The 17,935-nt window shown below is 28.6% G+C and carries 16 protein-coding genes and 1 pseudogene; 7 read left to right on the top strand and 10 right to left on the bottom strand.

The window, feature by feature from the left end:
* Entirely contained in the window at window positions 1-537 is a 537-nt protein-coding gene (gene mobB, locus M2214_RS14525; RefSeq protein WP_248480293.1) for a molybdopterin-guanine dinucleotide biosynthesis protein B, read from the bottom strand.
* 292 nt (window positions 538-829) lie between these two features.
* On the opposite strand from mobB, the gene M2214_RS14530 reads away from it, so the two are divergent.
* Together M2214_RS14530 and M2214_RS14535 are read left to right on the top strand one after the other, a co-directional pair.
* Entirely contained in the window at window positions 830-1,594 is a 765-nt protein-coding gene (locus tag M2214_RS14530) for a nitroreductase family protein (RefSeq protein WP_248480294.1), read from the top strand.
* A gap of 62 nt (window positions 1,595-1,656) precedes the next feature.
* Window positions 1,657-2,202 (top strand): annotated as a pseudogene (locus tag M2214_RS14535) (DsbA family oxidoreductase); the annotation flags it as partial.
* A 48-nt stretch (window positions 2,203-2,250) separates the two neighbouring features.
* Here the strand turns inward: M2214_RS14535 and M2214_RS14540 are convergent.
* The 5 genes from M2214_RS14540 to M2214_RS14560 all read right to left on the bottom strand — a co-directional run bounded on the left by M2214_RS14540 (window position 2,251) and on the right by M2214_RS14560 (window position 8,120).
* A complete protein-coding gene (locus tag M2214_RS14540) occupies window positions 2,251-3,684 on the bottom strand; it encodes a spore germination protein (protein ID WP_248480298.1) in 1,434 nt (477 codons plus the stop codon).
* 12 nt (window positions 3,685-3,696) lie between these two features.
* Complete coding sequence (locus tag M2214_RS14545; RefSeq protein WP_248480300.1) at window positions 3,697-4,830, bottom strand: Ger(x)C family spore germination protein; 1,134 nt, start codon at window positions 4,828-4,830, stop codon at window positions 3,697-3,699.
* The gene (locus tag M2214_RS14550) at window positions 4,811-5,944 is read right to left on the bottom strand and encodes a GerAB/ArcD/ProY family transporter (protein ID WP_248480302.1); all 1,134 of its coding nucleotides are present in this window, start codon (window positions 5,942-5,944) and stop codon (window positions 4,811-4,813) included. Before M2214_RS14550 ends, M2214_RS14545 begins: the two co-directional genes overlap by 20 nt.
* 225 nt (window positions 5,945-6,169) lie before the next feature.
* A complete protein-coding gene (locus M2214_RS14555) occupies window positions 6,170-7,537 on the bottom strand; it encodes an MATE family efflux transporter (RefSeq protein WP_248480304.1) in 1,368 nt (455 codons plus the stop codon).
* 25 nt (window positions 7,538-7,562) lie between these two features.
* Window positions 7,563-8,120: a TetR/AcrR family transcriptional regulator gene (locus M2214_RS14560; protein ID WP_248480306.1), complete on the bottom strand. Its 558-nt coding sequence runs from the start codon at window positions 8,118-8,120 to the stop codon at window positions 7,563-7,565.
* Window positions 8,121-8,585: 465 nt separating this feature from the next.
* Between M2214_RS14560 and M2214_RS14565 the strand changes: the two genes are divergently transcribed.
* A complete protein-coding gene (locus M2214_RS14565) occupies window positions 8,586-9,044 on the top strand; it encodes a DUF3189 family protein (protein ID WP_248480308.1) in 459 nt (152 codons plus the stop codon).
* Between the two features lie 34 nt (window positions 9,045-9,078).
* On the opposite strand, the gene M2214_RS14570 is transcribed toward M2214_RS14565, so the two are convergent.
* The gene (locus M2214_RS14570) at window positions 9,079-10,590 is read right to left on the bottom strand and encodes a DUF4153 domain-containing protein (RefSeq protein ID WP_248480310.1); all 1,512 of its coding nucleotides are present in this window, start codon (window positions 10,588-10,590) and stop codon (window positions 9,079-9,081) included.
* Window positions 10,591-10,652: 62 nt separating this feature from the next.
* Entirely contained in the window at window positions 10,653-12,770 is a 2,118-nt protein-coding gene (gene recQ, locus M2214_RS14575) for a DNA helicase RecQ (RefSeq protein ID WP_248480312.1), read from the bottom strand.
* Window positions 12,771-12,956: 186 nt separating this feature from the next.
* Between recQ and M2214_RS14580 the strand changes: the two genes are divergently transcribed.
* Window positions 12,957-13,496 carry a hypothetical protein gene (locus M2214_RS14580; protein ID WP_248480314.1) on the top strand — a complete coding sequence of 180 codons (540 nt, stop codon included), beginning with the start codon at window positions 12,957-12,959 and terminating at the stop codon, window positions 13,494-13,496.
* 184 nt (window positions 13,497-13,680) lie between these two features.
* Here the strand turns inward: M2214_RS14580 and M2214_RS14585 are convergent, their stop codons facing one another.
* Window positions 13,681-14,187 (bottom strand): HPP family protein, encoded by a 507-nt coding sequence (locus M2214_RS14585; protein ID WP_248480316.1) that lies wholly within the window; start codon window positions 14,185-14,187, stop codon window positions 13,681-13,683.
* 172 nt (window positions 14,188-14,359) lie between these two features.
* Here M2214_RS14585 and M2214_RS14590 point away from each other — a divergent pair, with 172 nt between their 5' ends.
* From M2214_RS14590 to M2214_RS14600, 3 genes are all read left to right on the top strand, one after another.
* Window positions 14,360-14,929, top strand: a complete 570-nt coding sequence (locus M2214_RS14590; RefSeq protein WP_248480323.1) for a CGNR zinc finger domain-containing protein — start codon at window positions 14,360-14,362, stop codon at window positions 14,927-14,929.
* 190 nt (window positions 14,930-15,119) lie between these two features.
* A complete protein-coding gene (locus M2214_RS14595) occupies window positions 15,120-15,614 on the top strand; it encodes a MarR family winged helix-turn-helix transcriptional regulator (protein WP_248480325.1) in 495 nt (164 codons plus the stop codon).
* A complete protein-coding gene (locus M2214_RS14600; RefSeq protein ID WP_248480327.1) occupies window positions 15,601-16,953 on the top strand; it encodes an MATE family efflux transporter in 1,353 nt (450 codons plus the stop codon). Before M2214_RS14595 ends, M2214_RS14600 begins: the two co-directional genes overlap by 14 nt.
* 23 nt (window positions 16,954-16,976) lie before the next feature.
* Here the strand turns inward: M2214_RS14600 and hpdA are convergent, their stop codons facing one another.
* The gene (gene hpdA, locus M2214_RS14605; RefSeq protein ID WP_248480329.1) at window positions 16,977-17,915 is read right to left on the bottom strand and encodes a 4-hydroxyphenylacetate decarboxylase activase; all 939 of its coding nucleotides are present in this window, start codon (window positions 17,913-17,915) and stop codon (window positions 16,977-16,979) included.
* Window positions 17,916-17,935 lie beyond the last annotated feature (20 nt).

The following is a 17,935-nucleotide window of genomic DNA, read 5'->3' on the forward strand; positions in this document are numbered from 1 at the left end:
CTATCCCCTTTTTATTATATTTTTTTCTATATAATCACATATACTAGGTATATTATTCAAATCTAAAACATCAATATCTATATCTAAATCTTCATCACTTGCAACAGCCACAAATGTATCTATATGATATATAGGATTGTTACAAAGCAAATTATCATCTACACCTTTTCTATGAACTTCTATCTTAGGATATTTGTTATTTTTAAATCCCTCCATTATTACAATATCTTGTTCAAATAGTTTAAGCATATCTTCTATACTTGGTTCTTCATTTAAAATTTTAATCATAGCCATTTTTTCAGATGATGCTATAACTACATTATCAGCTCCCGCATGAGAAAAACGATATGAATCCTTGCCTTTTTTATCTATATCAAACTTATGAGCATCATGCTTTAGAGCACCTACACTATATCCTCTATCTTTTAACATACTTATCAATTTTTCTATAAGTGTGGTCTTTCCTGTATTAGACTTGGTTGATACTATTGAAATAACAATAGATGATTTTTTTTCATTCAAATATGATTTTTTCATTTATACCCCCTAGTTTTTATAGAATATATTTATCCTTTATACTATATAGTTTCTAATCTCTCCTCTTTTTACCTCTTTATATAATAAATTTTTTATAACGAGCAGGAAATTATATTCCTATTCAAACTGTAGATAAATATAACTTCCGTTATGAGTTTCAGACAAGTTTACATTTAACGTTCTTCTTATAAGAACTTTTTTATAATTTCAAATGCTATAAAAGTTATATTTTTTTATATGCGGGTATAAACTATCATGTAAAAGGGGGATTATAATAATTATTATAAACGCTATGAAATCTAGAAAATCTATAAGAAAATATCAAGAAAAACCAGTATCTAAGAAAGATTTTGAAAAGATTGCACAATTTATTACACAAGCTAAACCTCTTCATAAAGAAACGGATATGGATGTTATTGTATTTGAAGATGGTGAAAAGATTAAACAAACTTTCACAGGAATCGCTAAATTGTATGCAAAAGTAAAAGCTCCACACTATTTAGCTTTTACCTCTGAAACAAAAGAAGGATATCTTGAAAATATTGGATTTATAGGAGAGCAGATCGTTTTAAGAATGACTGAATTAGGAATTGCTACTTGCTGGCTAGGCAGCCCTATCGATCAAAAAATTTTTAGTCGTATTGCTAATGTAAAAAATAATCAATCTTATATTATTTTAATTGCTTTTGGATATCCAGAAACTGAGTTTAGTTTTATTACAAATAGAAAAAGATTAAAAATTGAAGAGTTTGTGTCAGGGGATATCTATGATATACATGTTCCAATTATTGAAGCTTTGAATATCGCACCTTCTGCTGTTAATTCTCAGCCATGGCGAGTTGTAAGCGAAGGTAATACTTGGCATATTTACCTTAATTGGAAAAATGCTCTCAATAAAAAGATACTTTATACAATGAATAAAATTGATATAGGTATTGGAATAAGTCATATAGTATTTGCTGCTGAAGAATTAGGTTACAATGTCAGTATGAAAAAAGAAAATACTGGTGAGTTAAAAAAACACGAATATATTACTAGTATAGCATTTGAGAAATAGGAGGTATTAATATGACAATTGAAATTAAAATTTTTTCAGATTATATTTGACCATTTTGCTATGTCGGCATGGGTATTGTCGATCGACTAAAGAAAGAATATACAATTAAGGAAGAGTGGTTAGGCTTAGAGATTCACCCTGAGACACCAATAGAGGGAGTTGACCTAATCAAAAGATTTGGTGCTGATAACTTTAAAGGTATGAAAGAAAATCTAAAACAATCAGCTGCAAAGTATGGTGTTGAATTTGGAAAATTAGATTTTATGCCTAATTCTAATAATGCCTTACAGACAGCAGAGTATGCAAGAAGTATTGGTAAACATGAAGAATATCATAAACTTTTAATGGATGCTTATTTTAAAGACTCTAAAAACATTGGAAATATTGATACTTTGATTGAATTAGGTAGAAAATCAGGTATAGATGATAAGGATTTATACAATGCTATCAAAGAAAAAAAATTTAAATCTAAACTAAAAAAATATGCAATTAAGGCTAATCAAATGAATATCCATAGCACTCCAACCTTTATTATAAATGACGAACATATCGTTTCAGGTGCTCAACCTATTGAAGTATTTAGAAACTTATTTGATGATATAAAGTGAAACTTAATTCAGATAATAATAGAGATATGTTTTTATAAAAACATATCTCTATCCTTGTCTTGTCTTATCATGTGTATTTAAATATTTAGGTCTCTTTTTAGCTAAAGTTATATCGCTTAAAATATAATTTTTTAAATCTGTAAAATTAAAAGGAGACATAGGAGCAACATATGGTACTCCAAAGGTTGTAATAGAGCATAAATTAATCGCAATAAGTGTAAATCCCATAACAAATCCAAACAATCCAAATATACCTGTTATTAAAATCATAAAAAACTTCAATATTCGAATTGGATTCATAATGGTATAATCAGGTGCCACAAAAGAACACATAATAGATAGTGCTACCATAATAACCATAAGAGGACTAACAAGGCCTGCAGCAACTGCTGCTTGGCCAATAACAATGGCACCCACAATACCAATAGCTGGACCTATTTGTTTTGGAAGTCTTATACTCGCTTCCCGTAATATTTCAGCTACAAATTCCATTAATGTTGCTTCTATAAATGCATTAAATGGAACTGTTACTCTAGAACTTGCTATTGCTAAAATATATTGTGGTGGAAGTATATCAGGGTGAAAGCTAACTACGGCAACATACAAGGAAGATAATGTTAAAGATATTAAAAGAGCTATTATTCTCAATGATTTAGAAAACATTCCTAAATATATATTATCGTAATGATCTTCACCAACATCTAGAAATTCAATAAGGGTTTTTGGCATAACTAAGGCTAGATTACTACCCTCTACAATAATAATAAGCTTGCCTTCAAGTATATTTGCACATGCTGTGTCTGATCTTTCTACAATGCCCACCTGTGGAAACAGGTTAAAAGCATCATTTAAAATAAATTTTTGAATATATCCTGATTCTAAAACGCCGTCTATATCTATAGCTTCTAATTTCTTTTTTGCTTCACTAACATGTTTTTTGTTTGCAATATCTTTCATATAAATTAAAGCAACATTGGTTTTTGTTCTTTTTCCAATAGTAAAATGATCTATTCTCAGAGTCTTATCCTTTATTCTATATCGTATCAATGACATATTATCATTAAAATTTTCAGTAAAAGAATCCTTAGATCCCCTTAATGTAGTATCTATAACGGGTGGTTCGATTCCTCTTTTTTCAATCTTAATAGTGTTTGCTATTATATATTTTTCTTCATTAGATATGAATATAACAGATTTTCCTCCTAAAAGGTAATCGAGCATCTTATTTTCATCATCATCAGTAGAAATATCATCTATATAAATAACCGAATTTGCTATTTTATCTATACTGAGAATTTCATTTCTTCCATTTTGCAATATAGGTTTTATAATATCATTTGATAGCCTGTCTTTGTCTGTAATCTGTTGGATATATAGTATAAATACTTCTATATCCATAATTGATAGTTTTCTTGTTGAGATTCCTATGTCCGAATCATTAAATTCTTTCATTTTATCTACAAACTTATTTTTCTTAATCATATTATCAATCCTTTAATATTTCTTTTTTGCATTGGGGTCTCTTAAACTTTTATTTACAATTTTAGTATTAACATTCACGTTTATATTTGCATTTGTAAAGGCATCTTCCCAATCTATTTTTTCATAAATTTCAAGATTGTCAGCTCTAAAATATTTTGCAAATTCAAAAATATCACACTTAAATTCCTTCTGTGCTCTTTTTATAATATATTTGATGTCATTTTTAGCTTTTTCTGATATAATATTTTCTAATTGCTTGTTATCTTTATCACTTATTGGCTCTGTATAATATTGATATCGCAACTGTGCTTTTAAATCTAAATCAATATTGATATTAACTTGTCCATTTACATAATCTGATTTAATCTTTCTATTCTTAACAAATGTTTGAATAGAAACTTTATTTTTATCACTATTAGTGTTATTTGTAATTTGAACAATTTTCGGTTTTTCTGCTAATAAATATATTACTCCACGTGTATCTTCTATATTAATAACTCCTACTAATTTTGAATTTTTCATAACTGCAAGACCTAAGTATTTTACAGATCCTTTTTCTATTCCTACATATGGAAGTAAGTAGCCTATTTTCCCTAACTCAATATCAGAAAGAAGTTCTCCTGTTACTGGATATAATCCTTCTCCCTTACTGGAAACATGTTCAATAATATCCTCTATTAAAAAACCTACTGATATATCTTTTTCTATTTTTGTGTTAAATAAATCTTTTGGAGGTTCTCGACTTACTACCGCTAGAAGGGTTTTTCTATAATCATATAAATGGTCAATCCTATTTAAATAAGGTTCTATGCCTTTTTTTGCATAGTTTTGTCCAAGGACAACAACCCTTGTAGCACCTAAAAATACAGAAAAAGGATTTACAGAATCATAGTTTACTCTAGCTTCTTCAAAGGTTTTACCATAAGATAGCATTTTATATACATCTGATGTTTTAGCCTTTTCTGTATCTTTAGATGATGATGTCAGCTTAGCTATTTCACCAGAAAACTCAATATTATCATTAACATAATCGACTCCAATACTAATGGCAATACTTTTTTTATTAATATCTTCGGAATCCCAACAACTTGTTAATAACAAAACAGACATACTTATAATCAATAATTTACTTAATCTTCTTATCATATTTTTTCACCTTCGTAATTAAAAATAATATAATTGGTATTAATCCTGCTGTTATTAACGTACCATAACTAAGATAATCCATTATTTTTTCCACCTCACCAATCGTCTTAGGAACCTGACCTACAATAAAAGATGAGAAAATTACAATAAATGCAAGAATATTAAAATGAATATTTTTGAAGTATTTGTTAATAAGAAAGGTCGCACCGTAAGCCTCTATAGAAGCTGTACAAAACATTCCCATAATCCATACAATTAGAAAAATACCATCTATTCTTTCTAAAAATTGAAGGTTTTTGATATCAACTCTTCTTATTGTAGCAAATAAGGCATCTTTGTAATTAATAATACCATCAACTCCCATAATAGAAAGGCATGATTCTACAATAAGTATATATAGAATTCCTATAAACCCTACCATAAGTGCTGTATATTTAAATACTCGTCTATTGTTCTTTTTTTTATTAAAAGATATAATCGTAAGTATTTCTATTCCTAAAAAAGGGAATATAGTAACTAGAGTTGCTTTTAAATATGCCGATATATCTGCAACAACGAAAAAAGGTCTTAAATTAATTAATTTCCCTTGGGTTAATATCGCTGAATGTATGATTATATATCCTATGATAATAATCAAACCATAGATTTCACAAATTCTTGCAATTACTTCTAGTCTTTTTATCACTGCATAATATACCACCAAAAGAAATAACAAGCATAATGCCCATACAGGAGTCTTTATTAATATAGTAAGCTTAATAGCTTCACTAGCCATTCTTATAACCGTAGTAAAAAGCATAAAATAATATATAATATATATAATCATGAATATAGATGTGATAAATTTTCCAATTAATATATTGCTATACTCATATATTGTTTTATTTTTATGGACATATCCAAGGTATGTAATTATATATGTGAAAACAGCGGTTATTGCTGTAGCCATTAATAATGTAAACCATCCTCCTGTACCTGTATTTTCTACAACATTTTTAGGAAGACCCAAAACACCATACCCTACTACTATTCCAAAGATAATAAAAGCAATTTGTCTATTTGTAAGAGATTCGTTCATATGTTTATCTCCTTCTTTTATTTTTATAAATTCCATTAATATATATAATTCCCATTAATATATATATAATTCCCATTATTTTCTTTTAATAAAAAATTCGTCTAGTCGCTACGCACTGACTCATGTCGCCAACGACCCCTACGGGCTCCGTTGCTCAAAAATAGTTGCAAGTGTAGTTCTTCATCAATGTTATCCACAATTTGAAAATCATATAGTTTCCTATAGAGTAAAAAAAGCCATGAGATTAATCTCATGACTTTTTTAGCTTGTTTTTAAATTTACATCTTCATTTTTTAATTTATTAAGAAGTTTTCTTGAAAGTATATACGTCACTATTATAGTGAAAAAATCTGCTACAACTTGACTAAATATTACCCCATCAAGTTCAATAAACTTAGGCAATATTAATATAGCAGGTATTAAGAATATCCCCTGTCTTGAAGCAGATAATAAGAAAGCTTCTTTACCTTTTCCAAGTGATTGAAAAAGAGATGCATAAACTTGTTGGAATCCAAATAACGGGAATAATAAACTTATAACTCTTAAAGTTCTAGCTCCTATCATTATAACTTCTGGATCATTAGTAAACACTGATATTATAGGTTTTGCAAATACCATAAATACTACTGTCATAATAGTAGTAAATATAGTAGTAGTTCTAAGAGATATCTTAATAGCCTCAAACAGTCTAGAATATTTTTTAGCTCCGTAGTTATAACCTGCTATTGGCTGAAATCCTTGATTATATCCAAATACTACATAAATTCCTAATGAGAATACTCTAAGACTTACTCCCATAGATGCAACTGCAGCATCTCCATATGGTTTAGCAGCAACATTTATAAGTCCTAGTGATACACTTGCAAGTGCTTGTCTCGCAAATGTTGCAGCCCCTATTTTAAGTATCTCAGAATACATGAATTTTGATGGTGCAAAATGCCTCATATTTATCTTTATAAAGCTTTTACCAGATACGAAATACTTTATAAGATATATAAAAGATAGACCTTGACCTAATACAGTCGCAAGAGCAGCTCCTTTTATTCCCATATCAAATGTGAACATTAAAATAGGATCAAGTGCTATATTTGCAAGTGCTCCTATACTTATAGCTATCATACTAAACTTTGCATTTCCCTCAGCTCTTATCATATTGTTAAGAACCATATTTACAATAGTAAATGCCGAACCTATTATAAGTATTTTCGCATAATCCTCAGCAAATAGCATTATAGTATCGGTTGCTCCAAAAGCTCTAAGAAGTGGAACTAAAAACATTAAACTAAATACAGTAAATACAAAACTGAATATAATACTCGTTACAAATGTAGTTGTAGTAGTCTTATCAGCTTGTTCTTTATTCTTTTCTCCTAGTAATCTAGATATATAAGAACCTGCTCCTACTCCAAACATCTGACCTATAGCTGCTATTAACATAAACATAGGGAATACCACTGATACAGCTGCTATTGCACTAGTATTATTTAGCATCCCAACAAACATTGTGTCTACTATATTATAAACTGCATTTATAAGCATAGCTATTATTCCTGGAATAGCTAATTTAGTTAGAACTTTTCTAACATCAGCTTCTCCCATCATTTTTGCTCTTTGCTCTCTGCTTTCCATCTTAACATCTCCCTTCATTGATGTATTATTTATAAGTACACTCTAAAAGTTCTATTATAAACTTTATATTTTCATCTTTTTCATTACTCTCTTCATTTATAAAAGTTATTATAAGAACTAATATAGTTTGAGCTAATTTTTTTTGCATACTATCATCAAACTTTATACCCTGCTCATTATTTATATCTCTTATAATACTTTGAATATCATTTAATAGTTTTTCTTTGATTTCTAAAAATATATTATCTTCAACTACATTCTCCTTTATAAGCTCTCGACCTATCCCCTGTCTTTTCATAATTTCTTCATACAGTGTAGTTATAATTTGTTTTATCTTTTCTTTACTTTCTATATCTTTATCCATTATAGAATCTACCTTTTTTAAAGTAGACTCCCAACTCTTTGTGATTACCTCAGTGTATAACTTCTTCTTATTTGGATAATAGTTGTATAAAGTCCCAACAGCTATTTTAGTTTCTTTAGCTATCATCTTCATATCTACTTTTTTATATCCGTGTTCACTAAATAACTTTATCGCACTATCAAATATTTTCATGTCTAAATTTTTTATAATTTTAGGCATATACTGCACCCCTCTCTTTACTTACTAATGAGTATATAATTTTGAATATCTGTATAAAATTGATTATATATCTACTCTTTCAACTATTTTTAAGCAACGAAGCCCGTAGAGCTTGTTGGCGATATGATTCATGCGTTAGCATGAAACTAATTTTATGAACTTGAATTCATTTAATATGAATTAAGATTCATTATAAATGCTTATTAAGCTTAAGTCAATACTTTTTAATTAATATAAATTTTACATAGAGTCAACATAAACTTAAAATTAATGTTCTAAACTATAAGGGTAAACACCACTTGATTAATTTCTAAAAGCATTTTAATTTCCACACGGGCATAATAAGCCCTATTTTTTTGCAAAAATTTCTCTATAGAAAATAAATTTTTTATGTATTTAAATATTAAAACAAATACTCGGATATACTATTAAAAGCTTAATAAATACAATTAAAGGAGTTAAATAATGAAGATAATATATCATTGTGTTGGAGGTACACATTCTTCTGCAATTGCTTCCACTATTCACTTAAACATACTTCCTAGTGATAGAGTACCTAACGCAGATGAAATAATGAATATTGGATGTTTTGATACTCTGCAAAAAAAAGATATGGGAACTTTGTTTTTAAGAGGTATAGATGAATTTGGAAATGAAGTATATACCTTAGGTAGACAATTTAATAAAAATTTAGTTTTAAACACAGTAAAAAGCACATATTCTATAAATAATAAAAATTCAAATGACCTATTACTCATAGATACTATGCCTACAGTAAATATACCTATGAAAATAGGAGGCTTCTCATCTAGAAGACTTCATTTAGTTTCATTTGGAAGACCTATTGTTCTAAAAGGTAGCCAAAAAGCGTATAAAGACATAATTAAACTAGTAAAGGATACTAAAGAACAATTTCGTTCTTAGGTATCCTTCTTTTGTTAAGACAATTACTCTCTTGTTATATATTAGTGTTTAAGAACTTGGATTTATAATAATTATACTCATACCAATGATCATAGGATTCTTTCAAATACTCTTTTTTTCTTTCCATATAATCTTTCACAATTTCTTGACCCAGCTTATCTTTATTTTTCTCTATAGCATCTATAGAATCATATGAAAGACTTTGTATATATTCTTTATCTAATTTTCCTGTTTCAGTGTATCTTTGTATATTTTTATTTACTATCATTTTATCTATGTTGACACAATTAACTGCCATATAAATAACCATTATAGATATTAAAGAAAACTTAAATACATTAAAATTCTTATTCCAAATCTTTATTAGTCCGAATACTAAAATTATAGATAATGTGAACAAAAATATATGAACATAAATTCTAAGTCTTGTGAATCCAAGTGCGTGTTCATATATTCTTAATTTGTAGTTTGATGAAAAAAGCATATTTCCTGTGAACACTAAAAGTATAGTATAGAATATATTTAAAATTTTATTTATTTTATCAGACGTTACTTTTACGTTTTTAATACTAAGTGTGAGTATTGAAAAGTTTATTAAAGCAACTGTTAAAAGCTCAAAGAAGCCTTTTCTTGCATACTTTGAATAAGAAAATCCACTAGGAAGAACATGTTTATTCCCTCCATATAGATATGATGATTGAATTATTGAAAATAATAAATATATGAAGCATAGTAAAAACAGTATTGTCAAAATAGTTATGGGATTAATCCATTTATAATCCTCTTTAATTTCATCTTCTTTATACTCATATTTAAGGCTCCATATGTATCCAAAACAATACATCGAAAAGAATATTATCATTATAATATCCCAGACTATATCTACCAAATTAATCTTTTCATATATAAATTCATATAAATCTTTTATATTTCTTATATAATAGTCAAACATCATATCAGCAGATGCCAAAAGTGATATTATGATTATTAAAAGAGGTACTGATACTGCAACTCCTACTAATATATTTTTTATATTATCATTTTTAGTTTTTACTTTATCAATATTTACAGCTTGCTTCGAAAAAGAAAATATCTTTTTCATATTATTAAATGGAAAATTTAAGAGTCTTTTCCTAATGTCTCTTATAACTCTTAATCTCATACAATCTATATTTTGATATCTTATAGTTATGACATAATCACTTATAGCTATAGGTACTAAAAAGAAATTAAAAAATCTTATTAATCTATTATTGTAAATACAAAAGTTCAAGCACATTATAAATATAAAAAAAAGGATTAAGTTACTAAATTTATTCTTCAAATTAATCTTATCTTTAGCTGAATACACACAAGCTAAAGTGAATAAAGATGCAAATATCATTTCAGATATCCCTATACTATCCCAACTATAAAAATATCTAAATAAAATTCCTAATAAAACTGATAAGATTACAATTTTTATTTTGTGAGCTAAGCTAATCTTAGAGTCTACTTCATCTTGTATATTAATATTGGTATCTATAAGGCTTTTATCATTGTTCATATCTATTCCCCCTTTGATTTAAAGCATTATAATAATACCATATTAAATATATTTTTCCAATATTATCCTTTAACTTTATGCAAAAACACTTTTATATGAAAATAACTTATTTCATCTGGCAGATTTTCTTTTATAGGTTTTAAAGCATTATACCCTACTCTGTTTACTGCTTCTTCTATTTGTCTTTCGTATTCATCAGGAAGTAATTCATCTAAATCTACTTCCATTCCCTCTATTGCACATCTAAACAGATGCTCCTTTACAGTTGTCTCTGCTATATCTCTTTCATTTGCAATTTCCTCTACAGTCTTGTTTTCATTGTACATATTAAGCGTTATTACATGGCTTTTTATTTTTTCTTTTTTATTTTCTTTTTCTTGCTTTGTTTCTCTAGTTCCTATATTATTATTTTTTCTGTACTCATTTATTTTATCTATAAATATTTCTCCATACTTTTCAAGCTTTGATTGCCCGACCCCTTTTATAGTTAAAAATTCTTCTTCATTTTCAGGCATGTAAACACTCATTTCCTTTAGAGATGCATCTGAAAAAACTATATATGGAGGTATATTTTCTCTTGTTGATATTTCTTTTCTAAATTCTTTTAATATATCAAATAGATCGTTGTCAGTCTTAGATATTTTCTTAACTTTCTTGTTTATCTTCATAAATACGTTTTCATTTCCCTTTAAAACCTCTATGGATTTGTTGTTCATTTTAACAACTGGATACTGTCCTTGAGACAATACAAGATAATCATCTGCTATTAACTTGTTTATTATTTCTTGTATTTCCTTTACTGTATATTCCTTTACTATCGCATAAGTGCTTAATTTATCTAGCCCAAAGTTCAATAATTTTTGATTTTTAGAACCTCTTAAAACTTGTGCAATAAGTATAGACCCGTATCTTTCCTTCATTCTATAGACACAAGAAATTATCTTTTGAGCAAGTACCGTTATATCTTCTTTTTCTTCATTGTCATTACATACACTACAGTTCCCACACTTATCTTCTATATTTTCCTCACCGAAGTACTCTAATATATATTTTCTCAAGCAATTTGACGTATGGCAGTAATCTATCATATCTTGAAGTCTTTTATATTCATATTCTTTTCTATCAATATTGTATATAGTTTCTTCTATAAAGAATTTTTGTGTCTGAATATCTTTTGGATTGAATAAAAGTATACATTCACTTTTTTCTCCATCACGACCTGCACGCCCAGCCTCTTGATAATAACTTTCCATATTTTTTGGCATGTTGTTGTGTATTACATATCTAACATTAGACTTATCTATTCCCATACCAAATGCATTAGTTGCAACAATTACATCTATATTGTCGTATGAAAAATCCTCCTGCATCTTAGTTCTTTGTTCATCTGCAAGACCTGCATGATATATTCCTGCTTTATAATCTTTGTCAATTAATAATTCATATATAGATTCTGCTTCTTTTCTTGTAGATGTGTATATGATCCCAGTTTGTTCTTTATTATTTTCAACAAAGTCAGATATAAATTTTTTAGTATTTTCTCCTCTTATCACAGAAAACGTCAAGTTTTCTCTATCAAACCCACTTATGTACTCGTTTGGATTTTTCAGCTTTAATAGGTTTTTTATATCATTTTTAACTTCATTTGTAGCAGTTGCTGTAAAAGCACAGACTATAGGTCTTTTATCTAACTTCTGTATAGTTTGACTAATTCTAGTATAGCTCGGTCTAAAATCATGTCCCCATTGAGATACACAGTGTGCCTCATCCACCGCTATTAATGATATATCTGCTTCATCTAAAAAGTTCAAAAACTCACTTGAATTAAGTCTCTCTGGCGCAACATAAATAAGCTTGTACTCTTCGTCCTTAGCATCAAATAGTATTTCTGTTATCTCCATACTTGATAAAGTACTATTTATATAAGCTGATTTTATTCCCATCTCATTAAGTGAATCTACTTGATCCTTCATCAAGGATATTAGTGGAGATATAACTACTGTTATCCCTTCAAGTGCCATTGCAGGAACCTGATAACAAAGAGATTTACCAGCACCGGTAGGCATTATAGCTATCGTATCATTCCCTTTAAGTATACTATTTATAACTTCTTCTTGTCCTTTTCTAAATCTATCGTATCCGAAATATTTCTTTAATATATCCTTTTGTATATCAATCATATATTTACTCCTTTAAATTAAATGTACTATTGTTATTATATACTAAACATTTATTTTCTAACAAATTCTTATTCTTTACAAATTAAATTTCAAATTTTTTTGTAACCTCTTCGTAACTATATAAAGCAAAAAAACAACTATAATTGATATATGCAAAACATTGTAAACAATACTGGAGGTTGTATTATGAAAAAACTATTATTATGTTCAGTTCTAAGTCTAGGGCTAATATTAAGTGTGGGATGTTCAAAACAAGAAGAATTAAAAGATACTCAAGAATCTAAGCCTGCAACAAATGAAGTTGTTGAAGAATCAGTTAATAAAAAAGAATCTAAAGATCCATATAAAATAGCTGCTGAACAAGTAGAAATGATTGATAAAGAATTAGATACATACGAGAAAAAAGAAGTAAAGTTACCTGCAACAAAAGAAGGATGGGAAGAACAAACACTTTCTCTTTGGAGTAAAGATGGAAATCCAATGAAATTAACAGCTACAGAAGCAGATGACATGGGTAAAATGGATGGCTTATCTTCTTCTTACTTTAAGGATGGAAAGTTAATATTCTATAAAGCTCCTTTTTCAAACCACGTTTTTGAAAATGAAAAAATGGTTCTTTGGATGGATGAAAATATGAATGTTTTAGATATTCCAGTTCAAAATGTAAATAGTGCTGAAAGAGGTATTTTAGAAGTAACAAAAGAGCGTCTTAATACTTTTAATTAATCTCTTCTACGGTTTATATAAAACTTTACTTTAAAAACTTTATACATTTAAGCCCAAAATAAATGGCATAAAAATACCGCTCATATATTAAGTATTTTTATGCCGTTTATTTTTTTAATCTATCTCTTAAATATGAAATATTAATAAATAAGTAACTCAAATAAATTTTTCATTCTATTTCTTTCTATATCCAAAAGGTTGGATATTTTCTTTCTTTATCCAAATTATTGATAAATAATGCAATTATAACAACTATAAGAGAGCCCAATAAAACTGGAGTAAACAGAAAACTCCATCCTACATTTCCCATAATAACTACCAGTGGGTCTGCTCCCGCTGGCGGATGAGTTGTTTTTGTCAAAATCATTAGTCCTATTGCTAATCCAACCGCAAAAGCAATTGCTATTGGAGAATCTCCAAATAAGGACTGACAAACAAGACCAACAAATGTTGAAACAAAGTGTCCCCCTATTATATTTCTTGGTTGAGAAAGAGGAGCGTTCCATACTCCAAAAGCTAGTACACAGCTTGCGCCAAACGGAGCCATTACCCATGTATGTACAGAATATTTTGTTAAAATAATGAGAGTAAAAATAGTCAATAATCCTCCAATAAAACCAATAAATGCAGACTTAACATTACTCTTAAGCGAAGTTCTGTTGTTAGTTATCATTTTCTTAAATAAATTCATTTTCAAATCTCCTTTCTTTGATAGGTATTATATACCAAATACAACTAACCTGTCAACATACATATAACAGGTTAGTTATATTTGTAAGTGATTGGGTTATGCTTGTAAATTATTAGTTTATTGCGATATAATGTTTCAGTAAACTTAGCTGAATATAGGGAGGGGTTTTATTTTGGCAAATGAAAAATTTCCGAATGTATCAGATAGATTAACGCTAAACTTTGTTAATACCAAAATATCAAGAAATGGAAAAATAATAGAATTGCTAAATAGTGTTGAGGACTTTCAAAACTGGATAGAACAAATAATCCTTACAGGGCCGAAATACTCTCAACAATTGGAATTTATTAAAGAAATTTATACCAATCAAGAGGAATTTGCTAGATTAATAGAGTTTAGAGATTATTTATATAAGGAGCTCATATATTCAATAGATAGTGGAAGTATGTCTACATCACTTACAGCTTTTATAGAGGGAATTTCCCAATATAATCCATTTATATACAAGAAGATTGGATCTACATTTCTAATTCTTCCTAAATATATTGAAAGAGAACCTATTAAAAATATAATCCTTTTAGATTTGATTGATATGATTTCAGAAAATGAATTTTGTAAATTAAAAAGGTGCTATAATCCACAATGTGTTCTTTTATTCGTTGACAAAACTGGAAGAAGAAAATGGTGTTCCATGAAAATATGTGGTAATAGGAAGAAAGTAGAAAGATTCTCAAAAAAATAATAATAAAATTTTTATCATAGCAGAAAATTCTACAATAAAAATAATGGTAGAAACAATTAGCAAAAAATAATTACTTCTATCATTATTTTTTATTGAATAAAATAAATTTTCTAAACATCTTTAGTTGCATTCGCAACAATTCTATGTTAATATTTAATAGTTGCGATAACAACTAAAAGGAGAGATCAAAATGAAACATAAAGATAGACATGTAATAGGCAAATCTATATCTATATTATATAGATACGGTAAAATATTTTTTAATGACCAATTTAAGGAATTATCAATAGGTAAAGGTCAATACATGATTTTGATATGTCTTTATCATCATCAAGGGATAACTCAAGATGATGTTGCAAAAAAACTTAGAATAGATAAAGCAAATATTGCACGAGGTGTTAAAAAGCTAGAAGAAAACGGATATGTAACAAGAGAAGTAGACCCAGATGATAAAAGAGCATATAGATTATATCCAACAGAAAAAGCTATAAAAGTTCAACCTCAAATATATGATTCATCAGTAAAATGGATGGATATAATAACTGATGGAGTATCGGATGATGAAATAGAACAGTTCATCAAAACTTTGACAAAATTAACTATAAATGCATGTGAATACTCTGGAGACATAAAGCTTGCAAATCATTTAAAGAATAAGGAGTGTGATAAGTGTGAACGAACGTAATCAAATGCTAGAAACAGGTGATATTAAAAAGACCTTATTTAAATTGTCATTACCAGCTATAATAGGACTTTTAGTAAGTGCTCTATACAATATAATAGACGGTATATTTATAGGTAAAGGTGCAGGACCTTTAGCTTTTGGAGCTCTTACAATAGCCTTTCCAATACAAATGGTTTTAACAGCAGTAGCTCAAATGGTAGGTATGGGGGCATCGTCTGTATATTCAAGAGCCCTTGGCGAAAAAAACTATGAAAAAGCTGAAACTGTAGTAGGTAATGCATTCTTATCTAATATAGTTTTAGGTACTTTAATGGTATCTATAGGACTTATATTCATAGACCCTATACTTTTATTGTTCGGTGCAACAACTGAGATAATGCCTTATGCTAAAGACTACGTAAGCGTTATATTAATAGGAAGTTTATTTAACCAATTCTCTATGTCTACTAACTCACTTATAAGAGCTGAAGGAAACGCAAAGGCTGCAATGTTTACAATGCTTATAGGTGCTGTACTTAATACTATACTAGATCCTATATTTATATTCGGATTTGGTATGGGAATTAAGGGGGCTGCTATTGCTACAGCTTTATCTCAATTCTGCTCATTCTTATTTGTAGTATTTTATTTAAAAGGCGACAAAACAAATATGAAGCCTAAGGCTCATCATTTTAAGCCTAACAAGAATATATTAAATCAAATATTTTCAATAGGATTTTCATCTTTTGCAAGACAAATCGCTAGTAGCTTTGTAGCTATACTTTTAAATAACTCTCTTAAAATATACGGTGGAAATGATGCATTTGCAATTTACGGTGCAGCTTTTAAAATATTAATGTTTCTAATGATGCCTTTATTCGGTATAGTTCAAGGACTTCAACCACTCGTTGGCTACAATTATGGAGCCCGTCAAATGGATAGAGTAAATAAATCTATAAAGTATGCTATAATCGGAACTACTGTATTTGCAACTACCTCTGTATTATTTGGTATGTTATTTCCAAAGCAGCTTATGGGACTATTTTTAACTGATCCCAAATTAGTTGATGAATCTGCTACGGTTCTTAGGATAATACTTTTATTCATGCCAGTTATAGGAATTCAATCAGTTGGGGGATCTGTTTATCAATCAATAGGGAAGGTTATTCCAGCTTTAATATTGTCTGCTTTAAGACAGGTAATATTATTCGCTCCATTACTAATTATTCTACCTAGAATAATTACCCCTTCACTACTTGGAGTATGGCTTACTTTCCCTATGTCAGATGGTATTTCAACTATAATAACAGGTATTATGCTAAAAAAAGAAATGAATCTTATGGCAAAACAAAATGGATAGACTTTAAGTCTATCCATTTTTTATTAAAACGCAGTGTCATAACCTATATAACATGCAATCTCATTTTCTAAGAACAAATCCTGTATTTCTTCAAGCTTTTTAGGATCTGTTCCCTCTTCATCCTTGTATTTATACTCCTTACCGAGTTGTCTCCATTTGGATTCTCCAAGTCTATGAAATGGAAGTATATTTATTTCAAACAAATCATTTTCTTTCATGAATTGGATAGTATCAGTTATATTTTGATATGTGTCATTAAAATCTCTTATAACAGGCATTCTAAGGATTAATCTTCCCTTCCAACCGCTCTGTTTTAAATATCTGATATTGTTTAAAATAATATCATTATATACTCCAGTTTTTTGTCTATGAATATCTCTATTTATATGCTTCACGTCTATAAATGCAAAGTCTATATACTCCATAACCTTTAAAAAGTTTTCATTATCTTTGTATGCAGTGGTTTCAATAGCAGTGTGGAAATAATTTTTTTTGCATTCTTTTAATACTTTTATCAAGAATTCACTTTGTAAAAGAGGCTCTCCACCGCTAAATGTAACTCCCCCTTCAATACTCCATGAATTAGAGTCTCTAGTAAGTACTTTCATTATTTCATCAACACTGTATTCTTTACCACAAACCTTAAATCCATCATAGTAGCATTTTGAGCTGCATTCAAATGTATCACAGTTTTTGCATATATCCCAGTTTAATTTAGGCATATCATCAAATGTTAGACCTCCATGAGGACATGCATCTTTACAAATACTACATCCTTTTTGATATTTACAGCTAGTTTCGCTAAACATTATATGAGGCTTTAAAGTCCAGCTTTCAGGATTTGCACACCACTCACATCTTAAAGGACATCCACTCATAAAAACTGTAGTCCTACATCCAGGTCCGTCATGTACTGAGAAACTCTGTATATCAAATACTATTCCCTTATCCGTTTCTTCCATTTCAAATCCCTCACTTTTAC

It is taken from the genome of Tepidibacter aestuarii (assembly GCF_934924865.1).
GTDB lineage: Bacteria > Bacillota > Clostridia > Peptostreptococcales > Peptostreptococcaceae > Tepidibacter_A > Tepidibacter_A aestuarii.